Genomic DNA, 22365 nt, shown 5'->3' with positions numbered 1-22365 from the left:
GGCGAGTGCCCCGGGGCCCGCTCCTCCGCCCGCGGCCGCACCCCGTGACCCGGGCGGCCGCCGCCACTAGATTCGGACCATGGCGCACACCGAGCGCGAGATCGAGCGGAAGTACGAGTCGGACGGCGGCGGTCTCCCCGACCTGACCGGCGTCCCCGGTGTCGCGGCCGTCGTCGACCGGGGCGTCGCCCACCTCGACGCCACCTACTACGACACCGCCGACGGACGCCTCGCCGCCTCCTCGGTCACCCTGCGCCGGCGCACCGGCGGCTCCGACGCGGGCTGGCACCTCAAACTCCCCGTCGCCCCCGGCGTACGGGACGAGATCCGCGCCCCGCTCGGCGACGACGTCCCCGGCGCCCTCGCCGCCCTGGTCCGCTCCCGCGTCCGCGACCGCCCGCTGCTGCCCGTCGTCCGCCTGCGCACCGACCGCGACGTCCGCCACCTCGTCGACGCGGACGGCCGCCTCCTCGCCGAGGTCAGCGCCGACGCGGTGCGCGCCGACCGGCTCACCGGCGCCGCCCGCACCGTCCGGTGGACCGAGATCGAGGCCGAACTCGCCGAGGGCGGCGACCCCGCCTTCCTCGACACCGTCGGCGCACGGCTGCTCGCTGCCGGCCTGCGCCCCGGCGCGCACGCGTCCAAACTGGCCCGCGCCCTCGCCGCGACGGCACCGGAGCAGCGCCGCGAGCCGGAGGCCCCGCCGCCCGTCACCGCCGGCGACCACGTCCTCGCCCATCTGCGCGCCCAGCGGGACGCCCTCGTGGCCCTCGACCCGGCCGTGCGCCGCGACCTGCCCGACGCCGTGCACCGGATGCGCGTCGCCACCCGCAGGCTGCGTGGCGCCTTCCGGTCCTACGCCAAGATCCTCGACCCGGCCGTCACCGGTCCCGTGGGCGCGGAACTCGCCCGGCTGGCCGCGGAACTCGGCGCCGGACGCGACCAGGAGGTGCTCACCGAACGCCTCGCCGCGGCCCTGGACGACCTGCCGCCCGCCCTGGTCACCGGACCCGTCCGCGCCCGCCTGCGGACCTGGTCGCGGGCCCGGTACGGAGCCTCCCGGCGCCGGCTGGCCGCCGTGCTCGACGGCGACCGCCACCTGGCCCTGCTCGACGCGCTCGACGCCCTGGTCGCGGACCCGCCGCTGCGGGGACCGGCCGCCCACCCGCCGGACCGGGCGCTCGGCGAGGCCGTGCGCAAGGACGTGAAGCGGCTGTCCGCACGGATCGGCCGGGCCCTCGCCCTGCCCCCGGGGCCCGAGCGCGACCTCGCCCTGCACGCGGCCCGCAAGCAGGCCAAGCGCACGCGGTACGCGGCCGAGGCGGCCGGCGCGGCGCTCGGCGACCCGGCACGCGCGCTGGCCCGGTCCGTGAAGTCGCTCCAGGAACTGCTCGGCGACCACCAGGACAGCGTCATGACCCGCGAGGCCCTGCGCGAGCTGGCCGGCGAGGCGCACGCGGCGGGGGAGAGCACCTTCACCTACGGGGTGCTGTACGGCCGCGAGGAGCACCGGGCCGCGCGGGACGAGGCCGCGCTGCCCGGCGTGTGGGAGGCCGTGCGGGCCCGTACCGGACGTGAGGGGTGCGGGGGACCTCGCCGGCCGGGTTACGCTGAATGGTCACCCCTGTCAGCACACGAAGGTTCCGTGAGATGCCTGCCGAAGCCGCCGAGTCTGTGAAGTCTGTTTTTCCGCAGCTCGAAGCTCTGCTCCCGCATGTGCAGAAGCCGATCCAGTACGTCGGCGGAGAGCTCAACTCCACGGTCAAGGACTGGGAATCCTGCGACGTCCGCTGGGCTCTGATGTACCCGGACGCCTACGAGGTCGGCCTGCCCAACCAGGGCGTCATGATCCTCTACGAGGTGCTCAACGAGCAGGAGGGCGTCCTCGCCGAGCGCACCTACAGCGTGTGGCCGGACCTGGAGGCCCTGATGCGGGAGCACGCCGTCCCGCAGTTCACGGTGGACAGCCACCGTCCGGTCAAGGCCTTCGACGTGTTCGGGCTCTCCTTCTCCACCGAGCTCGGCTACACCAACATGCTGGCCGCGCTCGACCTGGCCGGCATCCCGCTGGAGGCCGCGGACCGCGGGATCGACGACCCGATCGTCCTCGCCGGCGGGCACGCGGCGTTCAACCCCGAGCCGATCGCCGACTTCATCGACTGCGCGGTCATCGGCGACGGCGAGCAGGCCGTCCTGGAGATCACCGCGATCGTCCGTGCCTGGAAGGCCGAGGGCCGCCCCGGCGGCCGCGAGGAGCTGCTGCTGCGCCTGGCGAGGACCGGCGGGGTGTACGTCCCCGGCTTCTACGACGTCGAGTACCTCCCCGACGGCCGGATCGCCCGTGTCGTGCCGAACCGCTCGGGCGTGCCGTGGCGCGTGTCCAAGCACACGGTGATGGACCTCGACGAGTGGCCCTACCCCAAGCAGCCCCTCGTCCCGCTGGCCGAGACGGTCCACGAGCGGATGTCCGTGGAGATCTTCCGCGGCTGCACCCGGGGCTGCCGCTTCTGCCAGGCCGGCATGATCACCCGCCCGGTGCGCGAGCGCTCCATCACCGGCATCGGCGAGATGGTCGACAAGGGCCTGAAGGCGACCGGCTTCGAGGAGGTCGGCCTGCTGTCGCTGTCCTCCGCGGACCACTCGGAGATCGGCGACGTCGCCAAGGGCCTCGCCGACCGGTACGAGGAGGACAAGATCGGCCTGTCCCTCCCGTCCACCCGCGTCGACGCCTTCAACATCGACCTCGCCAACGAGCTGACCCGCAACGGCCGCCGTTCCGGCCTCACCTTCGCCCCCGAGGGCGGCTCCGAGCGCATCCGCAAGGTCATCAACAAGATGGTCTCGGAGGAGGACCTGATCCGCACCGTCGCCACGGCGTACGGCAACGGATGGCGCCAGGTGAAGCTGTACTTCATGTGCGGCCTGCCCACCGAGACCGACGACGACGTCCTGCAGATCGCCGACATGGCCACCCGCGTGATCGCCAAGGGCCGTGAGGTCTCCGGCTCCAACGACATCCGCTGCACCGTCTCGATCGGCGGCTTCGTGCCCAAGCCGCACACGCCCTTCCAGTGGGCGCCGCAGCTCTCCGCCGAGCAGACCGACGAGCGCCTGGCCAAGCTGCGCGACAAGATCCGCGGCGACAAGAAGTACGGCCGCTCCATCGGCTTCCGCTACCACGACGGCAAGCCCGGCATCGTCGAGGGCCTGCTCTCCCGCGGCGACCGCCGCATCGGCGCCGTCATCCGCGCCGTCTACGACGACGGCGGCCGCTTCGACGGCTGGCGCGAACACTTCTCGTACGACCGCTGGATGCACTGCGCCGACAAGGCCCTGGAGCCCTTCGGCGTGGACGTCGACTGGTACACGACGCGCGAGCGCTCCTACGAGGAGGTCCTGCCCTGGGACCACCTGGACTCCGGCCTCGACAAGGACTGGCTCTGGGAGGACTGGCAGGACGCCCTCGACGAGACCGAGGTCGAGGACTGCCGCTGGACCCCGTGCTTCGACTGCGGCGTGTGCCCCGCGATGGACACGGAGATCCAGATCGGCCCGACCGGCAAGAAGCTGCTGCCGCTGTCCGTGGTCAAGTAGCGCTTCGGCGCGGTGAATCGGGGCGGGTCCGGATCCGGACCCGCCCCGGCTGCGTCCGTCCAGGTATGCGTCTGGAGAAAACGCCGTACGGCGGGGGTCCGCGGGAGCCGGTCCGGCAGTCGGAGGCCGAGGGGTGCCTCACGGTGGCGATCCGGATCCCCGTCCGCATCGTCGCCCTGGTGGTCGTCGTCCCGGTGCGCCTGGCATGGGACGCGCTCGTCGTCGCCGGCCGGTTCCTGCGCGACACGGTGCTGCGGCCCTTGGGGCGGGCCCTGTTCGTGTGGCCGGCCGTCGGCGTGTGGCGGTACGTCCTCGTGCCCCTGGGCAGGGGCGCCGCCTGGCTCGGGAGCGTCCTGCTCGTCGTACCGGCGGTGTGGCTGTACCGCTGGGTGCTGACGCCGGTCGGGCACGCGCTCGCGTGGGCGGCCCTCGGGATCGGCGCGGGGCTCGCCGCCGCCGGGCGCGGCCTGTACGCCGTCGGTGCCTGGCTCGGGCGGTACCTCGTCGTCCTTCCCGCCGCCTGGCTCCACCGGTGGGTCCTCACACCCGTCGGGCACGTCCTCGCCCGGTGCGGCAGGGGACTGGCCTGGTGCGCACGCGCGGTCGCCCGGGGTCTGGCCGCGGTCGTCGCCGGGGTCGGCACCGCCCTGTACTGGACCGCCCGGATCCTCCTGGTGCTGCCCGCCGTCGCCCTGTGGCGGTGGGTGCTCGCGCCCGTCGGCCGGGGCCTCGCCGTCGTCGGCCGCGAGACCGGGGACGCCCTCGCGCACGCCTGGCGGATCGCCGGCCACCTCTCCCTCGCCGTCGGCCGGGGCCTGGCGGCCCTCTTGCGGTGGCTCGTCGCCGACCCGGCGCGCTGGGTGTACCGGACCCTGCTGACGCCGGCCGGGCACCTGGTGCGGGACGTGCTTTGGCGGCCCCTCGCCGAGGCCTCGCGCGGGGCCGGCCGGGCGGTCCGCCGGGCCCTCGACGCCGCCCGGCTGTCGGCGCGACAGGCGCGTGCCGACGTGCGGCGGGCGCTGTTCGGGGACCCGGCCGGGAAGCGGGCGGTGGGCCGGGGGGAACCATCCGCGGCCGGGGCACGTACTCTTGGTAGCAGTACGACCGCTCTCACGAAGGACTGAACGACACTGGGCAAGCGACAGCCCGAAGGCCCGCCGCCCGTACCCGCGGTGCAGCGCATCCGACTGCGTTACACCAAGCGCGGCCGCCTCCGGTTCACCAGCCACCGTGACTTCCAGCGCGCCTTCGAGCGTGCGCTGCGCCGCGCCGAGGTGCCCATGGCGTACTCGGCGGGGTTCACCCCGCACCCGAAGGTGTCGTACGCCAATGCCGCACCCACCGGCACGGGCAGTGAGGCGGAATACCTGGAGATCGCGCTCACCGAAGCGCGCGACCCGGAGCAGCTCAGGCTGCTCCTCGACGAGTCGCTGCCCGCCGGGCTCGACATCGTCGAGGCGGTCGAGGCCCGGACCTCCGGGCTCGCCGACCGGCTGACGGCCTCCGTGTGGGAGCTGCGGCTGGACGGCGTGGAGGCCGCGGACGCCGAGCGCGCCGTGGCGGCCTTCGACTCGGCCGAGACCGTCGAGGTCCAGCGCCGCACCAAGAACGGCGTCCGCACCTTCGACGCCCGCTCCGCCGTCGTGAGCCTCGAGAACGCGACCACCACCACGAACGGTTCGCCGGCTGATAGGCCGACCGACCGGCCCTGTGCGATACTGCGGCTGGTTGTTCGGCACGTGACGCCTGCCGTTCGACCCGACGACGTCCTGTCCGGTCTCCGCGCCGTGGCCGACCTGGCGCCGCCGGTCCCCGCAGCGGTGACCAGGCTGGCGCAGGGGCTGTTCGATGAAGAGACCGGCACGGTGACCGACCCGCTCGCGCCCGACCGCGAGGCAGCAGCGCCCGAGCCGCAACCGGCCGCCGCGACTGCCGCCGCGAAGGCGCCGGCGTAAGGAAGGTTCCGCGCAGGGACGAGCGTCGTAGCGCCGCCCTCGAACTCGGGAGCCACCTGGGTCGGGCAGCGCACCGACCACAAGACTTTCGCCAGGCCGTGCACGACAAGGGGTACGGAACCGGCGAGACAAGACACGGAGAGCTCCCGAGCGGCGCCCGCGCCCCGGACGGCGGCGACCGCGCATCGCGCGAGCCGCGGACGTCACCGGCGGTCGACACGATCGAACGCCGGACCGGGCGCGGCGCCCGGGAGCCTGACGGGAGAAACCCCCGCATGCTCGAACCGACCGAACCCGCGCAGTCCGCGACGTCCTCGACGGACTCCGAGACGAACACCCCCAGCGACACCCTGCCGCCGCGCCGCCGCCGCAGGGCCGCGTCCCGCCCGGCGGGACCGCCGTCAGGTGCCTCCGGCACGCAGGCGGAGGCCGTCGCTCCGACCGAGGCGACCGCCGCGGCCGAGGAGCCGCAGGAGGCGGCCGAGACGGCCGCTCCGGCCGCCGAGCCCGAGCCCGCCGCCCGCCCGCGGCGCCGTGCCGTGCGCCGTGCCTCCTCGCCCGCCGGGTCGCCGACGGCCGCCGAGGCCGCCGAGACCGTCGTTCCCGCGGCCCCCGCCGCCGAGACGCAGGCCGAGCCCGAGCCGGCCCCGGCCACCGAGGACGCCGCTCCGCGCCGCACGCGCCGCCGCGCCACCCGCACGGTGACCTCGCCCGCCGAGACCGCCGCCGCGGCCTCCGAGCCCGCGCCCGCCGCCGAGGCCACCGAGGCCGCTCCCGCCGAGGCGCCCGCGCCCGCCGGGGACGCCGAGGAGGCGGCTCCGCGCCGTACGCGTCGTCGTGCCACGCGCCGCGCGTCCGCTCCGGCCGGCGCGCCCGCCGGTGCGGAGACGGCGGAGGTCGTGGCCGAGACCGCCGCCCCGGCCTCCGAGCCCGCTCCCGCCGCCGAGGCCGCCGCGCCCGCCACCGAGCCCGCTCCCGCCGAGGCGCCCGCGCCCGCCGGGGACGCCGAGGAGGCGGCTCCGCGCCGTACGCGTCGTCGTGCCACGCGCCGCGCGTCCGCACCGGCCGGTGCCCCCGCCGGTGCGGAGACGGCGGAGGTCGTGGCCGAGCCCGCGCCCGCCGCCGAGGCCGCCGCGCCCGCCGCCGAGCCCGCGCCCGCCGAGGCGCCCGCTCCCGCCGAGGGCGCCGAGGAGGCCGCTCCGCGCCGTGCGCGCCGCCGGTCCACCCGCAAGGCCGCCGGCGGCTTCGCCGAGCCGGCCCGGACCACCGCCGCCGCGTCCGACGAGGGCGACGCCCCCAAGCGCCCGGCGCGTCCCGCCGTCGCCCTGTTCCAGCCCCCGGTCTTCGCCGAGCCCAAGTTCCAGACGCCCGAGCGGGCCGCCGCGGAAGCCGCCGCCGAGGCCGCCGAGGCCGAGCCGGAGCAGGTGACCCCGGCCGCCGCGACCACCGAGGACCACCCGGAGGAGGCCGCCGGTTCCCGCCGTCGCCGCCGTCGCCGTGGCGCGGGTCCCGAGGAGACCGCCGAGGAGCGCACCGCCGCCCCGGCCGCCGCCCCGGCCGCCGCCGAGGACGAGGCCGACGCCGAGTCCGAGGGCGACGAGTCCGGTGACGACCACGGTGACGACGCCGAGGGCTCCGAGGAGTACGGCTCGCGCCGCCGCCGTCGCCGGGGCGGCCGTCGCCGTCGCCGGGGCGACCTGGCCGAGGGCTCCGACGAGCCCGCGGACGGCGACCTCGAGCACGCCGCCGAGGAGCAGGCCGCCCAGGACGCCGAGGACACCGCCGAGCAGGCGGAGGAGGACGCCGAGGAGGCCGAGGAGGCCACCGGCGAGAACGGCGGCTCCAGCAGCAGCCGTCGCCGCCGTCGCCGTCGCCGCCGCGCCGGGGACGCCTCCGGCGAGGCCGAGACGTCCGCCGACGACCCCGAGCGCACCGTCGTCAAGGTCCGCGAGCCCCGGCCGAAGGCCGAGCCGTCCGACGAGGTGCAGTCCATCAAGGGCTCCACCCGCCTGGAGGCCAAGAAGCAGCGCCGCCGGGAGGGCCGCGAGCAGGGCCGCCGGCGCGTGCCGATCATCACCGAGGCCGAGTTCCTGGCCCGCCGCGAGGCCGTCGAGCGCGTCATGGTCGTGCGCCAGCACGGCGAGCGCACGCAGATCGGCGTCCTGGAGGACGGCGTGCTCGTCGAGCACTACGTCAACAAGGAGCAGGCCACCTCGTACGTCGGCAACGTCTACCTCGGCAAGGTGCAGAACGTGCTGCCGTCGATGGAGGCCGCCTTCATCGACATCGGCAAGGGCCGCAACGCCGTCCTGTACGCCGGCGAGGTCAACTTCGAGGCGCTCGGCATGTCCGGCGGGCCCCGCCGCATCGAGTCCGCCCTCAAGTCCGGGCAGTCCGTCCTCGTGCAGGTCACCAAGGACCCGATCGGCCACAAGGGCGCCCGGCTGACCAGCCAGGTCTCCCTGCCCGGCCGTTACCTGGTCTACGTGCCCGAGGGCTCGATGACCGGCATCAGCCGCAAGCTGCCCGACACCGAGCGCTCCCGGCTGAAGACCATCCTCAAGCGGATCGTCCCCGAGGACGCGGGCGTCATCGTGCGCACCGCCGCCGAGGGCGCCAGCGAGGACGAGCTGCGCCGCGACGTCGAGCGGCTCCAGGCGCAGTGGGAGGAGATCCAGAAGAAGGCCAAGAACGGCAACGCCCCGACGCTGCTGTACGGCGAGCCCGACATGACCGTCCGGGTCGTGCGGGACATCTTCAACGAGGACTTCTCCAAGGTCGTCGTCAGCGGCGACGACGCCTGGCAGACCATCCACGGCTACGTCTCCCACGTCGCCCCGGACCTCGCCGAGCGGCTGTCCCGGTGGACCTCCGAGGTGGACGTCTTCGCCACGTACCGGATCGACGAGCAGCTCGCCAAGGCGCTGGACCGCAAGGTCTGGCTGCCCAGCGGCGGTTCGCTGGTGATCGACCGGACCGAGGCGATGGTCGTCGTCGACGTCAACACCGGCAAGTTCACCGGCCAGGGCGGCAACCTCGAGGAGACGGTCACCAGGAACAACCTGGAGGCGGCCGAGGAGATCGTGCGCCAGCTCAGGCTGCGCGACCTCGGCGGCATCATCGTCATCGACTTCATCGACATGGTGCTGGAGTCCAACCGGGACCTGGTGCTGCGGCGCCTGCTGGAGTGCCTGGGCCGGGACCGTACGAAGCACCAGGTCGCCGAGGTCACCTCGCTGGGCCTGGTCCAGATGACCCGCAAGCGGGTCGGCCAGGGCCTGCTGGAGTCCTTCTCCGAGACCTGCGTCCACTGCAACGGACGCGGCGTCATCGTCCACCTCGACCAGCCGGCGGCCGCAGGCGGCGGCGGTGGCAAGCGCCGCAAGCGGGCGCGTGCGGGTGCCGGTGAGCACGAGCACGAGGCCGTGGCCGGCGTGGAGACGGCGCCGACGGCGGAGCAGGAGGCCGAGGCCGAGGCCGAGGTCGCCGCCGAGGTGGCCGAGCCGGTCGCCCTGCCGGCGCCCGAGTTCACCCCGGACGAGGAGCTGTACAGCAGCGCCGCCGAGGCCGAGGCCGCCGCAGCGCGCGGCCGTGGCCGGCGCCGGGCGAGCCGCCGGGCGTCCGCCCCGGCGGGTGCCCCGAAGGCCCCGAAGGCCGAGGCGGCCCCGACCGCGCAGGACGTCACCGTCGCGGAAGAGGTCGAGCGTCCCGTCGTGCAGGAGCCGGCCGCCGAGGTGCTGGCGGAGCCCGCCGCCGTCGAGGACGCGGTCTCCGGCGCCCCGGCCCCGGCCGCCACCGAGGCCCCGGCCGCCGAGGAGGCCGCGCCCAAGGGCCGTACGCGCCGCCGGGCCACCCGGAAGGTGTCCGCACCGGCCGGATCGCCCGCGGGTGCCGAGGCCGCCGTGCTGACGGTCCCCGAGGCCGCTCCCGCCGAGCCCGCGCCGCAGGCCGAGGCCCCGGCCGCCGAGGAGGCCCCTGAGGCCGCCCCGGCCGCCGAGAGCGCCGCCCCGGCCCGTCCGCGCCGCCGTGCCGTGCGCAAGCCCACCACCTCGACCGCGCCCGAGGAGGCGGCCGTCGTGGTCGTCCCGTCGGCCCCGGCGGAGGCGGAGCAGGCCGAGCCGGCACCGGCCGGGCAGGAGACGGCCGAGGCCGCCGAGCCGGAGGAGGCCGCCCCGGCCAAGAAGGCGGCGGCCCGCAAGACGGCGAAGAAGGCCACGGCGAAGAAGGCCGCCACCAAGAAGACGGCGGCCAAGAAGACGACGACCGCGAAGAAGGCCACGGCCAAGAAGGCGGCGAAGACGACGACCGCCAAGAAGGCCACGGCCAAGAAGACGGCGTCGAAGAAGACCGCGGCGGCCGGGCAGCAGGCTCCGTCCTCCGTCACGGCCGCCACCGACGAGGGCTGATCCGCTCCCTGTCGGAAAACGTGTGGTCCTGTCCTTCCGGGCAGGGCCACACGTTTGTGCGAGCCCCCGCGCGCGCATCATCCACAGGCGTGCCGTCGAGCGCCCGCGAGGAGGCAGCCCGTGCCGGTCCTGACGCGGCTCATCCCCTCGCCGGTCGTCGTCGACATCCGGCGAGGCGCCCTCGCGGACCTGGCGGAGGTCCTCGCCGACCGGCGGATCTCCCGCGCGGGCAGGCTGGCCGTCGCCGTCAGCGGTGGCTTTGGCGCGGTCCTGCGCCGGCGGCTGTCGCCGTCCCTGCCGGGCACCGACTGGTTCGAGGCGGGCGGCGGCGCCCTGGACGACGCCGTGCGGCCGGCCGACGCCCTGAGCGCCGGCCGGTACGACGCGGTCGTGGGCCTCGGCGGCGGCAGGGTCGTCGACTGCGCCAAGTTCTGCCGAGGAGATCGGCTTCGGCGACGACGAGTTCGTCCGGGCCGTGGAGTTCGCCCCGCTCACCCGGCCCGGCCGGTACACCGTCCTGGAGCACCTCGGCCTCACGCGGGCGGCCCGGTTTGACCCCTGTGGACGGGGCCCGTAATCTTGACCGTCGGCGTGTCGACTGACGCGTCACATCCCCGTAAACCTCTTCCTTCCGGGTGCGGCCGTGGGCCACGACCGGGAGAGGCCGTTCGCGCGTGCCGCCGGGCGGCTGGACTGCGGGGGTGCCGTTCCCGAGCGAGAGAGTGAGATCCGCGTGTACGCCATCGTGCGCAGCGGTGGTCGCCAGCACAAGGTTGCTGTCGGCGACATCGTTGAGGTTGACAAGATTTCCACCGCCAAGGTCGGCGACACGGTCGAGCTCTCGACCCTGCTCGTTGTCGACGGCGACGCTGTGACCAGCGACCCGTGGGTGCTGGCCGGCATCAAGGTCCAGGCCGAGGTCGTGGACCACCACAAGGGCCAGAAGATCGACATTCTGCGCTACAAGAACAAGACCGGCTACCGCCGCCGTCAGGGCCACCGCCAGCAGTACACGGCGATCAAGGTCACTGAGATCCCCGCGGCTGCGAAGTAAGGGACTGAGAACAGATGGCACACAAGAAGGGCGCATCGTCCACTCGGAACGGTCGCGACTCCAATGCCCAGCGGCTCGGCGTGAAGCGCTTCGGCGGTCAGGCCGTCAACGCGGGTGAGATCCTGGTCCGCCAGCGCGGCACCCACTTCCACCCGGGTGCGGGCGTCGGCCGTGGCGGCGACGACACGCTGTTCGCGCTGCAGGCCGGTGCGGTGCAGTTCGGCACCCACCGTGGCCGCAAGGTCGTGAACATCGTTCCGGTCGCCTGATCGGAAACTCCAGCGAGGCGGACCTCACTTCCCCCACGGGAAGCGGGTCCGCCTTTCGCTTGTTACCCAAGAGACATTCGCGCAGTAACTGGAGGCACTTTCCATGACCACCTTCGTGGACCGCGTCGAGCTGCACGTCGCCGCGGGTAACGGAGGCCACGGCTGTGCCTCCGTCCACCGTGAGAAGTTCAAGCCGCTCGGCGGCCCGGACGGCGGCAACGGCGGCCGTGGCGGCGACGTGATCCTCACCGTCGACCAGTCGGTGACCACGCTCCTCGACTACCACCACTCCCCGCACCGCAAGGCCACCAACGGCAAGCCCGGAGAGGGCGGCAACCGTTCCGGCAAGGACGGGCAGGACCTGGTCCTGCCCGTGCCCGACGGCACCGTGGTCCTCGACAAGGCGGGCAACGTCCTCGCCGACCTGGTCGGGCACGGCACCTCCTTCGTCGCCGCCCAGGGCGGCCGGGGCGGTCTCGGCAACGCGGCGCTGGCCTCCGCGCGGCGCAAGGCTCCCGGCTTCGCGCTGCTCGGCGAGCCCGGTGACCTCCGGGACGTCGTGCTGGAGCTGAAGACCGTCGCCGACGTGGCGCTGGTCGGCTACCCGAGCGCCGGCAAGTCCTCGCTGATCTCCGTGCTCAGCGCGGCCAAGCCCAAGATCGCCGACTACCCCTTCACGACGCTCGTGCCGAACCTGGGCGTGGTGACGGCCGGCGAGACCGTCTACACCGTCGCGGACGTCCCCGGCCTCATCCCGGGCGCCAGTCAGGGCAAGGGCCTCGGCCTGGAGTTCCTGCGGCACGTGGAGCGGTGCAGCGTGCTGGTGCACGTCCTGGACACGGCGACGCTGGAGTCCGACCGCGACCCGGTCTCCGACCTGGACATCATCGAGGCCGAACTGCGCGAGTACGGCGGCCTGGACAACCGGCCCCGGATCGTCGTCCTCAACAAGATCGACGTGCCCGACGGCAAGGACCTCGCGGAGATGGTCCGGCCGGACCTGGAGGCGCGCGGCTACCAGGTCTTCGAGGTGTCGGCGGTGGCCCACACCGGGCTGCGGGAGCTGTCCTTCGCGCTGGCCGGGCTGGTGGCCGGGGCGCGTGCCGCCCGGCCGAAGGAGGAGGCCACGCGCATCGTCATCCGGCCCAAGGCCGTGGACGACACCGGCTTCACCGTCACCCGCGAGGAGGACGGCCTGTTCCGGGTGCGCGGTGAGAAGCCCGAACGCTGGGTGCGCCAGACCGACTTCAACAACGACGAGGCCGTCGGCTACCTCGCCGACCGGCTCAACCGCCTCGGTGTCGAGGAGCAGTTGGTCAAGGCGGGCGCCCGCGGCGGCGACGGCGTCGCCATCGGCCCCGAGGAGAACGCGGTCGTCTTCGACTGGGAGCCCTCGATGACGGCGGGCGCCGAGATGCTCGGCCGCCGTGGCGAGGACCACCGCTTCGAGGCGCCCCGCCCGGCCGCCCAGCGGCGCCGGGACCGGGACGCCGAACGGGACGAGGCGCAGCGGGAGTTCGACGGGTTCGACCCGTTCTGACCAGGGAGGACCCACGGAGAACCGGGGGCGAGGACATCTGTCCCGCCCCCGGTTCCCGGGTTTGAGGGAGGGCGCGGAGCCCTCAGGCCGTTGTCGGCGAGGAACTCGCGCCGGAGGAGTCCGGGGTCGCGGCCGGCGCCGTCGCGCTCGGCGGCGTCAGGGACGTCGCGCCGGGCGTCGGCCCCGGCCCGGCTATCGGGTCGGACGCGGCGACGTCGGAGCCGGGGAGCGGAGCGGGCACCCGCTCGTCCAGCGGCACGATCGGCGGCAGGTCGGAGAGCGGCTCACCGAGGAAGACGTGCCGCACGACCCGCTCGGCCGCGTGCCCGTCGTCGAAGTCGCAGAAACGCCGCCGGAACCGGTCCCGGGCCTCGGCGGCCCGCTCGTCGCGCCACGCCCCGGAGCGCAGCAGGTCGGTCAGTTCCTCCTGCGTCGTGGCCACGGCGCCCGGAGGCTGCCGCAGCACGTCGAAGTAGGTGCCGCGGACCATGGAGTACGTCTCCCAGTCGTCGGCGAAGACGACGATGGGACGGTCCAGGTTGGCGTAGTCGAACATGGCCGACGAGTAGTCGGTGATCAGGCCGTCGGAGGCCAGGTACAGCCGCTCCACCGACGGGTGGGCCGACACGTCGACGATCCGCCCGGCCGACTGCAGCTCGGTGAGCCGGGAGGAGCCGCCGTAGAAGTAGTGGCCGCGCACCAGCAGCGTGACGTCCGGTCCGAGCTGCTCGGCGAGCCGCTCCAGGTCGAGACGGGGCACGAAGCCGTCCTGGTACTCGCGGTGCGTTGGCATGTAGAGGAACGCCGTGGTGCCGTCGCGCAGCCCCAGGTCCTCGCGGGCCGCGCGCACCTCCGCGGCCCCGGCGGTGAGGAGGATGTCGTTGCGCGGGTAGCCGGTTTCCAGAGAGGTGTACGAGCTGGGGTAGACCCGCTCCCACACGCTGGTCGAGAACCGGTTGGAGCTGATGCTGAAGTCCCAGCGGTCGCAGCGCCGGAGGAGCTTGCGGAAGTCCATCTTGGTGGACGCCGGGTACTTCTGCTGGTCCAGGCCCATGGTCTTGAGCGGGGTGCCGTGGTGGGTCTGCACGTGGATCTGGCCCTGCCGCTTCACCACCGAGTCCCCGAAGTTCACGTTGTTGACGAAGAACTTGGCGCGCGCCACGGCGGCCCAGAACTCCCGTGAGCCCACGCGTACGTACTCCACGCCCTCGGGTACGTGCTTCACGGCGTCCGGCCGCACGGCCCACACCCGGCGGACGTGCGGGGCCAGACGGGCCAGTTCGGCGTCGATGGCCGCGGGGTTGCAGGAGACGCTGCGGCTCCAGTAGGCCGAGAAGACCGCGAGGTTCTCGTCCAGCGGCAGCCGTAGCTGCGACCCGTAGAAGACCTTCATCGCGGCGCGCTTGGACCGGTTGATCGTGCGGCGCGTGCGCCTGCGGACGCCCTGGCGGGCCCGCAGCGCGGTCAGCGTGCCCATCATGACGGGATACGTGTCGCGCTGGAGCAACGTGTACTTGTGACGGCGCCGGCCGGCCGGCGGCTCGAAGTCCTGGGGCAGGCGCGCACGGTAGTCGGCCGCGGCCTGGTGGAAGAACTCCGCACGGGCGTCGCGCGGCAGCCGGCCGGGGCGCTCCAGGATGGTCAGGTAGTGGTCGACCATCTTGCGGAACAACGGAGCACGCCACCGGTCGAGTTCCGGGTGCTCGTCGAGGAATGCGAAGACACGGCGGTACTGGTCGAAGACGTCGAAGTGCTTGCGGCTGACCGTCTTGAGGATGTTGCCGCCCTCACGGCGCTGCCGGTAGAACACGCAGACGCGGTCCAGTACGGCGATCCGCTCGGCGCTGATCATCGAACAGAACGTCCAGGGGGCGTCCTCGTAGTACCCGGGCGGGAAGGTGAGCCCGGTCCGGGTGACGAAGTCGCGCCGGTACGCCTTGTTCCAGACGATCTGGAGCAGGTCGAGCAGGTGGGGCCGGTCGGCGAGGGAGAAGGTGTCGGGGCCGTCGTGCGTCAGCAGCTCCGCCCGCGCGTTGCGGCGGACGCCGCCGTCCCAGTAGGTGCGGGCGTAGTCGTAGATCAGGATCTCGGGGTTCCCGGTGGCCTCGAGACGGTCCGCGATCGCTTTGAGTGCCCCGTCGGACAGTGTGTCGTCACTGTCGAGGAAGAGCACGTACTCACCTTGAATCTTTTCCAGCCCCGCATTACGCGCCCGCCCCAGACCGACATTTTCCATGAGATGAATCACATGAATACGGTCGTCCCGTTGCGCATATTCATCGAGAATTGCGCCGGACCCGTCGGGTGAGCAGTCGTCGACCGCGATGATCTCGAAGTCCGTGTAGTCCTGACTCAGCACGGAGTCAAGGCACTCGGCGAGGTACCCCCGGACGTTGTACACGGGAACGACGAGAGAGAGCTTGGGCATCCTGAAAACCTGTTTCCGAGACTGGACCACGGGAGCGCGGGCTGGGGCCGGAGCGCGTCCGGGCGCCGGTCGGCCCGAGCGCGCCGCCGCATCAGCCTAAGGGATTCACGTGAAGCTTCCGTGAGGGCGGTGGGCCGACCCGATGCGGGCACGCACCCACCGTAATGCGGGGTGGCGAGGGCGGCCCGGCCGGCGTCCGGACCGAACTTCCGTACGTTCGGTTTTGTTGCGCCCTTTTTGGTTTCTGCCCTTATGCCAGACTCGATATTTCCGTCGCCGGTGGATGACTCTGCGTATCACGACGGAAATCCCGGAGTCATGAGGTCCGGGGACTTCCGAAGGCCGTGACCGCCGAGGGGGTGGCCCCGGGCCGGCGGACACCGGTGACTTCACGAAGCCGCGCGCACGCCGGGGGCGGCGGTGTCCACCTCCCGAAACGCGCGGGCGGCGGTCGGCCCCGCTCGCGTAGATTGGCCGCGCCGCCCGGAGCAGGGCGCGGGAACAGCCGAGTGAGGACGACGCAGGTGACAGTGGCAAGGCACGGGGTGACGCAGGCGCGCAGGATCGTCGTCAAGGTCGGGTCCTCCTCGCTGACCACGGCGGCGGGCGGCCTGGACGCCGACCGTGTCGACGCGCTCGTCGACGTCCTCGCCAAGGCGCGCGGCGGCGACAAGGAGATCGTCCTCGTCTCGTCCGGCGCCATCGCCGCCGGCCTCGCCCCCCTCGGGCTGCGCCGCCGGCCGCGCGACCTGGCCCGGCAGCAGGCCGCGGCCAGCGTGGGCCAGGGCCTGCTGGTCGCCCGCTACACCGCCTCCTTCGCCCGCTACGGCGTCCGCGTCGGCCAGGTGCTGCTGACCACCGACGACATGAGCCGCCGTTCCCAGCACCGCAACGCCTCCCGCACCCTCGACAAGCTCCTGGCGATGGGCGCCCTCCCGGTCGTCAACGAGAACGACACGGTCGCCACCGACGAGATCCGCTTCGGCGACAACGACCGGCTGGCCGCCCTCGTCGCCCACCTGGTCCGCGCCGACCTGCTGGTGCTCCTGTCCGACGTCGACGGCGTCTACGACGGCGATCCCGGCAAGCCCGGCACCTCGCGGATAGCGCAGGTGAGGAGCCCGGCCGACCTCGCGGACGTCGAGATCGGCAGCGCGGGCAAGGCCGGGGTCGGCACCGGCGGCATGGTCACCAAGGTCGAGGCGGCCCGCATCGCCGCCGCCGCGGGCATCCCCGTGGTGCTGACCAGCGCGGTCCACGCGGCCGACGCCCTGGCCGGCGGGGACACCGGGACCTACTTCCACGCCACCGGCAAGCGCTCCACCGACCGGCTGCTGTGGCTCCAGCACGCCTCCACCCCGCGCGGCGCCCTCGTCCTGGACGACGGGGCGGTGCACGCGGTCGTCGGGGGCCGCAAGTCGCTGCTGCCGGCCGGTATCGCCGGGGTCGAGGGCGAGTTCGCCGCGGGCGACCCCGTGGAACTGCGCGACGGCGCCGGGCACGCGGTCGCCCGGGGGCTGGTCGGCTTCGACGCCAAGGAGATCCCGCGGCTGATCGGCCGCTCCACCCGGGAGCTGGCGCGCGAACTCGGACCGGCGTACGAACGTGAGGTCGTACACAGGGACGATCTGGTGATCCTGCACCCGTAATAGGTCGAAACGTCCCCGAATCGGTGGTGGACGTTCCGCAAAACCGCCACGGGATCCCGTGCGGCCTGCTCAACTTTCCTCAGGGAAAGCCCGGCCGACGACCGGGCGAGCCGTGCGCGTGGAGGAGGCCGTCGTGAGCGGAGTGCGCCCTGGGACGCCGGCGTCCCGCGGTGGTACCGGCTCCCGGGGCGGTACCGGACCTCGCGCCGGCGCGCGTGGCGGTGCCCGCGGCGCGGCCGGCGAGGAGCGCGCCCTGACGAGCGTCGCGGCCGGCGACCGCTTCCGGGGCGAGGACCCGGCGCACGCCCCCCGGCTGTGGCACGTCACGCTCAGCGTCTCCGGCGCCCGCGCCCCGCTGTCCGAGGTGCGCCGCGCCCTGGAGCAACTCGCCCACGACCACCCCTTCCTGCTGACCAGCCGCTACGCCGACGACCACGCCGAGATCCGGTACTGGGAGGAGGCCCGCGACCTGCACGACGCCGCCGCCGTCGCCCTGCGCCTGTGGGGCGAGCACCGGCGGACCGCGGGACTGCCGCCCTGGGAGATCGTCGGCCTGGAGGTCATCGACCGGGCGACCTACCACCAGCGCATCGCCGCCGGCTACGGACCGGCCCCGGCGACCCCCGTCGGCGTTCACCCGTTTTGACCCATCTCGCGGTGTGGGACGACCAGTGAACGCCCCCGCCCGGCGCACTACCCTTCCCCCATGACCACGCTCTCGCCGTACGACTCGATGTCCCCGGTCACCCGGGCCGCCTACCGGGCCAAGGCCGCCGCGGCCGACCTCGCGCCGCTGCCGCGGGCCGCGAAGGACGACGCGCTGCTCGCCGTCGCGGACGCCCTGGAGGTCCGCACGAGCGAGATCGTCGAGGCCAACGCCCAGGACGTGGCCAAGGCCCGCGCCGCCGGGACCAGCGAGGCCATCGTCGACCGGCTGACCCTGACCCCGGAGCGGGTCCGCGCCATCGCCTCCGACGTGCGCGACGTCGTCGCCCTGCCCGACCCGGTCGGCGAGGTCGTGCGCGGATCCACCCTCCCCAACGGCATCGACCTGCGCCAGGTCCGGGTGCCGCTCGGCGTGGTCGGCATCATCTACGAGGGCCGGCCCAACGTCACCGTCGACGCCGCCGCCCTGTGCCTGAAGTCCGGCAACGCCGTGCTGCTGCGGGGCTCCTCCTCCGCCTACCGGTCGAACACCGCCCTCGTCCGGGTTGTCCGCGACGCCGTCGGCGGGGCCGGGCTGCCCGCCGACGCCGTGCAGCTCGTGCCCGGCGAGAGCCGTGAGAGCGTGCGGGAGCTGATGCGGGCCCGCGGCCTGGTCGACGTGCTGATCCCGCGCGGCGGCGCCTCGCTGATCAACACGGTCGTGCAGGAGTCCACCGTCCCCGTCATCGAGACCGGCACCGGCAACTGCCACGTCTACGTCGACGCGCAGGCCGACATCGACACGGCCGTCGACATCCTGATCAACTCCAAGGCCCAGCGCGTCAGCGTCTGCAACGCCGCCGAGACCCTCCTCGTCCACCAGGACATCGCCGCCGAGTTCCTGCCCCGCGCCCTGGACGCCCTCGGGGAGGCCGGGGTCACCGTGCACGCCGACGAGCGGGTCATGGCGTACGCCAAGGACTCCCGGGCGACCGTGGTCGAGGCAACGCCCGAGGACTGGGAGACGGAGTACCTGTCGTACGACATCGCCGCCGCGGTCGTCGACTCCCTCGACAGGGCCGTCGAGCACATCCGGCTGTGGACCTCCGGCCACACCGAGGCCATCGTGACGACCTCGCAGCAGGCCGCCCGGCGCTTCACCCGACTGGTCGACTCCACGACCGTGGCCGTGAACGCCTCCACCCGCTTCACCGACGGCGGCCAGTTCGGCTTCGGCGCCGAGATCGGCATCTCCACGCAGAAGCTGCACGCCCGCGGCCCGATGGGGCTGCCGGAGCTGACCAGCACCAAGTACATCGTCACCGGCGACGGGCACGTACGGCGCTGACGCACGCGCCGGGGCGCACCCCCGTGCGCCGGGGCACGCCGAGCGCGTTACGGGTTTTGGGGGCGCGAACGGGGTTCGGGCAGGGGCATATGCGGGAGGCACGCCCCTGCCGGGCGCAGCCGCACCGATCGGGGCATCTCACCCACCGGATGAATTTCCCCGCCGTCTGCCCAAATCGACCCCCCGCGTCTAGGCTGGTCCCGTGCCGGAGGACGTGGGGGGCACGCCGTTCCCGGACGGCTGGGAGCCCGACGACGACCACGACCGCGGGGTGTCGGACGAAGAGTTCGCCTCCGTGGTCTTCGACGAGGCTTTCGTACGGGCGGCCGCGGTGCACGAGCCGACCGCCGTGGAACGCCTCCTGGCCGCCGCCGAGGCCCGTGCCGAGGCCACCGAGGCGGAAGCGGCCCGCCGCGGCCGCGCCGGAGTCGAGCGCTACGACGACCGGTACGGCGATCTCGGCCATGATCCCGACCTCGACGACCCGGACGACGACCGCGACCTCCTCGACCGCCCCTACGGCGCGCCGCCGGCCACCGGCAAGCAGGTCCGCTGGCACCGGCCCGTCGCCTGGCTGCTCGCCCTGCTGATGGGCGTCGGCATGGTCGCCCTGGCCTTCGCGGCGGTCTACCGCGGCGCCTCCTCGGGCGGCAGCCCCCAGCAGGTGCCCGCGCCCGCCTCGACGGGCTCGGAACAGGGCGCCACGACGGCGCCCTCGGCCTCGGCCGGCCACTCCGGGCCCGCCGTCCCGGTGATCCCGCGCAGCCCCTGACCTGCCGCACCGGCGGCGCCGAGCCGGCCCAACTTGACCCGTACCACCGCGTTTACGGGGCTCCTCCCGGACCTACCCTGAAGATATGGCAGGCCCTGGCGACCCGCCGGGAGGGCCCGAGGGCGCCCCCGGAGGCGGAGAGGACGAATACCGATCCGTCGTCTTCGACGAGTCGTTCGTGCGCGCTGCCCGCCTGCAGGAATTCTCCGCGCGCGAGCGCATGGCCGACCACGCGCCCGCCGTACGCCGCCGCCCGCCGCTGCGCCGGGGCGTGTCCCGGCAGGTGCTCCTCCTGTTCGTGCTGATCACCCTCGCCTTCGGCACCGCGATCTACATGGGCGTACGGCACCCGTACCAGAGCCCCGCCGCCCAGCAGGCCGCCGAGCAGGCACGGATGACCGTCGTCCCGCTCGCCCCCCGGGGCAAGGTCCCCGGCGCCGCGGACGCCGCCGCCCTGTACGCGCGCAGCCCGGCCGCCCACTTCGCGGCCGGGGCCGAGGGTGTGCCGCTGCCGGGCGCCCGGCGCACCGCGCACTTCTCGGACGACCAGGTGACGAACGCGCTGACCACCGCCAAGAACTACATCGTCCGCTCGGCGCTCGACCCCGGCGTGCTCGGCGGCGGCGAGGTCCGCTCGGTCCGGGTGCTGCTCGACCCCGATCAGCTCGAGCAGTTCGACGCGAGTTTCGCCCACCCCGCCGCCGACGGCCGGCACGCGCCCACCGGATGGCTGGTGCGCTTCGACCGCGCCCGGGCCCAGCTCGCCGGCGACGAGATCCGGGTGCGCGGCACCCTGCGGGCCGTGGAGAGCGACGCGTCCACCCTGGAGGTCACCGCCGACCACACGATGGTCTATCCGCTGCGGGCCGCCGGCGACGCCCGCGCCGAGGTGTCCCTGTTCACCGTCCGGCGCGAGCTGGTCTTCCGCTTCGACCGCGACGACCTGCGCCTGCACCAGACGCAGCTCGTGGCCTCCTACGTCCAGGCCGGGCCGCTGTCCTGCGCCGAGGACTCGGCGGGCCACCTGCGGCCACTGCTCGCCGGCCAGACCGCCAAGGGCGGCGGCCCCGCCGTCACCGACCCGTTCACCAGCGGCGGCGGGGCGGCCGTCTGCGGCACCCTGGCCTCGGGCGCCCAGCCGGCGGCGTGAGCGCGGGGCCGGCTCAGGCGCCGTCGCGCGGCGGCCGGTCGTCCGGCGCCGAGGGGCCGCCCGGCCCGTCGCCGCCGTCCGTGCCCTCGCGCCCCGTACCGCCCGGGGTGCCGTCCGGGTCCTTGGGCGACCTCGGCGGGGAGGACGTGAAGCCGCCGAAGCCCCGGCGCATCCGGTCGCCCAGGTCGCCGGCGCCGCCCGCGATGTCGTTCACCAGCTTCATCAGCGGGTCCTTGGAGCTGCGCACCTGAGTGGCGTAGCTGGACGCCGACTCGCGGAAGGAGTCCCGCACCGACGTGTCCCTGTCGTCCTCGCGCCGCGGGTAGTGGCCGTCCATGAGCCGCTGGTGGTCGCGGGAGGCCGCCCACTTCTTCAGCTCGGCGGCGCGCACCGTGGCGAAGGGGTGCGAGCGGGGCAGCACGTTCAGGATCTTCAGCACCGAGTCGCGCAGGTCGCCCCCGGCCTCGTACTCGTCGGCCTGCTCCAGGAAGGCGTCCACGTTCATCTCGTGCAGGTGGTTGCCGCCCGCGAGCTTCATCAGGCCCCGCATGGACGCCTGGAGGTCCTGGCCGACCAGCAGCCCCGCGCGGTCGGCCGACAGCTCCGACTTGCGGAACCACTCGCGCAGCGCGGTCACGATCGCCATGATCGCCACATTGCCCAGCGGGATCCAGGCGACCCGGACGGCGAGCGAGGTCAGGAAGAGCAGGACGGTCCGGTAGACCGAGTGGCCGGACAGCGCGTGCCCGACCTCGTGGCCGACGACCGCCCGCATCTCCTCCTCGTCCAGCAGCTCGACCAGACCCGTGGTGACGACGATGATCGGCTCGTCCAGGCCGACGCACATCGCGTTCGGGTTCGGGTCCTGGTTGACGTACATCGGCGGGACCTTCTCCAGGTCCAGGATGTAGCAGGCGTCCCGCAGCATGTCGTTGAGGTGCGCGAACTGCCGGTCCGAGACGCGCACCGAGTCGGACAGGAACAGCAGCCGCAGGCTCCGCTCGGGCAGCAGGCCGCTCAGGGCCTTGAACACCGTGTCGAAACCGCTCAGCTTGCGCAGCGCCACCAGGGCACTGCGGTCGGCGGGATGCTCGTACGCACGCGAGGAGATCCCCGGGAAGCGCCTGCGCTGCCTGCCCGGCACCTTCCCGTGCCCGTTGTGCTGGTGGCCGTCGGACATGTCTTCCCCCATGTGCGTGGATGTGGCCTGTAGGTGAGTAAGGCCTTTTGCGAACCCTTGTGCTGTCCTTTGCGCCCCTGGAGCCGGGCCCAGCCTGGGCGGGGATACCGTGGACGGGCAGTACAGCGAAGGAGTCACCGTCATGGAGCACACCCCCCACACCGCATGGCTCGCCGAGGCGGTGACCGCGGCAGAGCAGCAAGGGGCGGGCAATCTGCTCCGGGTCGTCCTGATCGTGATGGTGGTGGGCTGTGTGCTGACCGCGTGGTTCCTGCTGCGGGGGTACAAGCGGAAGGACGACTGAGGCAGGCGGAAGGTTCCCCGGCCGGGGACCGTCCCCAACGGCGGAGTCGGCGTGATCGCCCGCGGGGCGCC

Annotated in this window: 16 protein-coding genes and 1 pseudogene; 15 read left to right on the top strand and 2 right to left on the bottom strand. The window is 73.8% G+C overall.

What is annotated here, in order from left to right; all coding sequences use genetic code 11:
• Positions 1 to 79: 79 nt before the first annotated feature.
• The 9 genes and pseudogenes from ACH499_RS03560 to obgE all read left to right on the top strand — a co-directional run bounded on the left by ACH499_RS03560 (position 80) and on the right by obgE (position 12818).
• Positions 80 to 1678 (top strand): CHAD domain-containing protein, encoded by a 1599-nt coding sequence (locus ACH499_RS03560; RefSeq protein ID WP_399013579.1) that lies wholly within the window; start codon positions 80 to 82, stop codon positions 1676 to 1678.
• Positions 1651 to 3594, top strand: a complete 1944-nt coding sequence (locus ACH499_RS03555; RefSeq protein ID WP_399013577.1) for a TIGR03960 family B12-binding radical SAM protein — start codon at positions 1651 to 1653, stop codon at positions 3592 to 3594. The genes ACH499_RS03560 and ACH499_RS03555 overlap by 28 nt, the downstream gene beginning before the upstream one ends.
• Before the next feature lie 65 nt (positions 3595 to 3659).
• Positions 3660 to 4718, top strand: a complete 1059-nt coding sequence (locus tag ACH499_RS03550) for a hypothetical protein (RefSeq protein ID WP_399013575.1) — start codon at positions 3660 to 3662, stop codon at positions 4716 to 4718.
• A gap of 48 nt (positions 4719 to 4766) precedes the next feature.
• Positions 4767 to 5549: a TIGR03936 family radical SAM-associated protein gene (locus tag ACH499_RS03545; RefSeq protein WP_356196786.1), complete on the top strand. Its 783-nt coding sequence runs from the start codon at positions 4767 to 4769 to the stop codon at positions 5547 to 5549.
• A 275-nt stretch (positions 5550 to 5824) separates the two neighbouring features.
• Positions 5825 to 9955 carry a ribonuclease E/G gene (locus ACH499_RS03540; protein WP_399013573.1) on the top strand — a complete coding sequence of 1377 codons (4131 nt, stop codon included), beginning with the start codon at positions 5825 to 5827 and terminating at the stop codon, positions 9953 to 9955.
• 120 nt (positions 9956 to 10075) lie between these two features.
• Positions 10076 to 10387: pseudogene (locus tag ACH499_RS03535) on the top strand (iron-containing alcohol dehydrogenase); the annotation flags it as partial.
• Between the two features lie 301 nt (positions 10388 to 10688).
• Entirely contained in the window at positions 10689 to 11009 is a 321-nt protein-coding gene (gene rplU, locus ACH499_RS03530) for a 50S ribosomal protein L21 (RefSeq protein WP_004931419.1), read from the top strand.
• A gap of 14 nt (positions 11010 to 11023) precedes the next feature.
• A complete protein-coding gene (gene rpmA / locus ACH499_RS03525; protein WP_003976205.1) occupies positions 11024 to 11278 on the top strand; it encodes a 50S ribosomal protein L27 in 255 nt (84 codons plus the stop codon).
• 103 nt (positions 11279 to 11381) lie between these two features.
• Positions 11382 to 12818 carry a GTPase ObgE gene (gene obgE / locus ACH499_RS03520; RefSeq protein WP_356196790.1) on the top strand — a complete coding sequence of 479 codons (1437 nt, stop codon included), beginning with the start codon at positions 11382 to 11384 and terminating at the stop codon, positions 12816 to 12818.
• An 82-nt stretch (positions 12819 to 12900) separates the two neighbouring features.
• On the opposite strand, the gene ACH499_RS03515 is transcribed toward obgE, so the two are convergent.
• Positions 12901 to 15246: a CDP-glycerol glycerophosphotransferase family protein gene (locus ACH499_RS03515; RefSeq protein ID WP_399013571.1), complete on the bottom strand. Its 2346-nt coding sequence runs from the start codon at positions 15244 to 15246 to the stop codon at positions 12901 to 12903.
• Positions 15247 to 15791: 545 nt separating this feature from the next.
• Here ACH499_RS03515 and proB point away from each other — a divergent pair.
• The 5 genes from proB to ACH499_RS03490 all read left to right on the top strand — a co-directional run bounded on the left by proB (position 15792) and on the right by ACH499_RS03490 (position 20810).
• Complete coding sequence (gene proB, locus ACH499_RS03510) at positions 15792 to 16895, top strand: glutamate 5-kinase (RefSeq protein WP_399013814.1); 1104 nt, start codon at positions 15792 to 15794, stop codon at positions 16893 to 16895.
• Between the two features lie 133 nt (positions 16896 to 17028).
• A complete protein-coding gene (locus tag ACH499_RS03505; RefSeq protein WP_356196794.1) occupies positions 17029 to 17541 on the top strand; it encodes a hypothetical protein in 513 nt (170 codons plus the stop codon).
• 60 nt (positions 17542 to 17601) lie between these two features.
• Complete coding sequence (locus ACH499_RS03500) at positions 17602 to 18888, top strand: glutamate-5-semialdehyde dehydrogenase (protein WP_356196796.1); 1287 nt, start codon at positions 17602 to 17604, stop codon at positions 18886 to 18888.
• Between the two features lie 202 nt (positions 18889 to 19090).
• Entirely contained in the window at positions 19091 to 19660 is a 570-nt protein-coding gene (locus tag ACH499_RS03495) for a hypothetical protein (RefSeq protein ID WP_399013568.1), read from the top strand.
• Positions 19661 to 19745: 85 nt separating this feature from the next.
• Positions 19746 to 20810 (top strand): hypothetical protein, encoded by a 1065-nt coding sequence (locus ACH499_RS03490; protein WP_399013567.1) that lies wholly within the window; start codon positions 19746 to 19748, stop codon positions 20808 to 20810.
• Between the two features lie 13 nt (positions 20811 to 20823).
• On the opposite strand, the gene ACH499_RS03485 is transcribed toward ACH499_RS03490, so the two are convergent.
• Positions 20824 to 21990, bottom strand: a complete 1167-nt coding sequence (locus tag ACH499_RS03485; RefSeq protein ID WP_399013813.1) for a M48 family metallopeptidase — start codon at positions 21988 to 21990, stop codon at positions 20824 to 20826.
• Between the two features lie 142 nt (positions 21991 to 22132).
• On the opposite strand from ACH499_RS03485, the gene ACH499_RS03480 reads away from it, so the two are divergent.
• Positions 22133 to 22294: a hypothetical protein gene (locus ACH499_RS03480; protein WP_356196803.1), complete on the top strand. Its 162-nt coding sequence runs from the start codon at positions 22133 to 22135 to the stop codon at positions 22292 to 22294.
• Positions 22295 to 22365: the final 71 nt, after the last annotated feature.

Source organism: Streptomyces sp. NPDC018947 (assembly GCF_044390505.1).
GTDB lineage: Bacteria > Actinomycetota > Actinomycetes > Streptomycetales > Streptomycetaceae > Streptomyces.
Note: the sequence above shows the minus strand (reverse complement) of the source record. Positions and strands in the feature narration are given on the sequence as shown.

Coding starts and splice junctions, on each gene's coding strand:
- ACH499_RS03560 (WP_399013579.1), top strand. CDS start 80: ATGGCGCACACCGAGCGCGAGATCGAGCGGAAGTACGAGTCGGACGGC.
- ACH499_RS03555 (WP_399013577.1), top strand. CDS start 1,651: ATGCCTGCCGAAGCCGCCGAGTCTGTGAAGTCTGTTTTTCCGCAGCTC.
- ACH499_RS03550 (WP_399013575.1), top strand. CDS start 3,660: ATGCGTCTGGAGAAAACGCCGTACGGCGGGGGTCCGCGGGAGCCGGTC.
- ACH499_RS03540 (WP_399013573.1), top strand. CDS start 5,825: ATGCTCGAACCGACCGAACCCGCGCAGTCCGCGACGTCCTCGACGGAC.
- rpmA (WP_003976205.1), top strand. CDS start 11,024: ATGGCACACAAGAAGGGCGCATCGTCCACTCGGAACGGTCGCGACTCC.
- obgE (WP_356196790.1), top strand. CDS start 11,382: ATGACCACCTTCGTGGACCGCGTCGAGCTGCACGTCGCCGCGGGTAAC.
- ACH499_RS03515 (WP_399013571.1), bottom strand. CDS start 15,246: ATGCCCAAGCTCTCTCTCGTCGTTCCCGTGTACAACGTCCGGGGGTAC.
- ACH499_RS03500 (WP_356196796.1), top strand. CDS start 17,602: ATGACCACGCTCTCGCCGTACGACTCGATGTCCCCGGTCACCCGGGCC.
- ACH499_RS03490 (WP_399013567.1), top strand. CDS start 19,746: ATGGCAGGCCCTGGCGACCCGCCGGGAGGGCCCGAGGGCGCCCCCGGA.
- ACH499_RS03485 (WP_399013813.1), bottom strand. CDS start 21,990: ATGTCCGACGGCCACCAGCACAACGGGCACGGGAAGGTGCCGGGCAGG.
- ACH499_RS03480 (WP_356196803.1), top strand. CDS start 22,133: ATGGAGCACACCCCCCACACCGCATGGCTCGCCGAGGCGGTGACCGCG.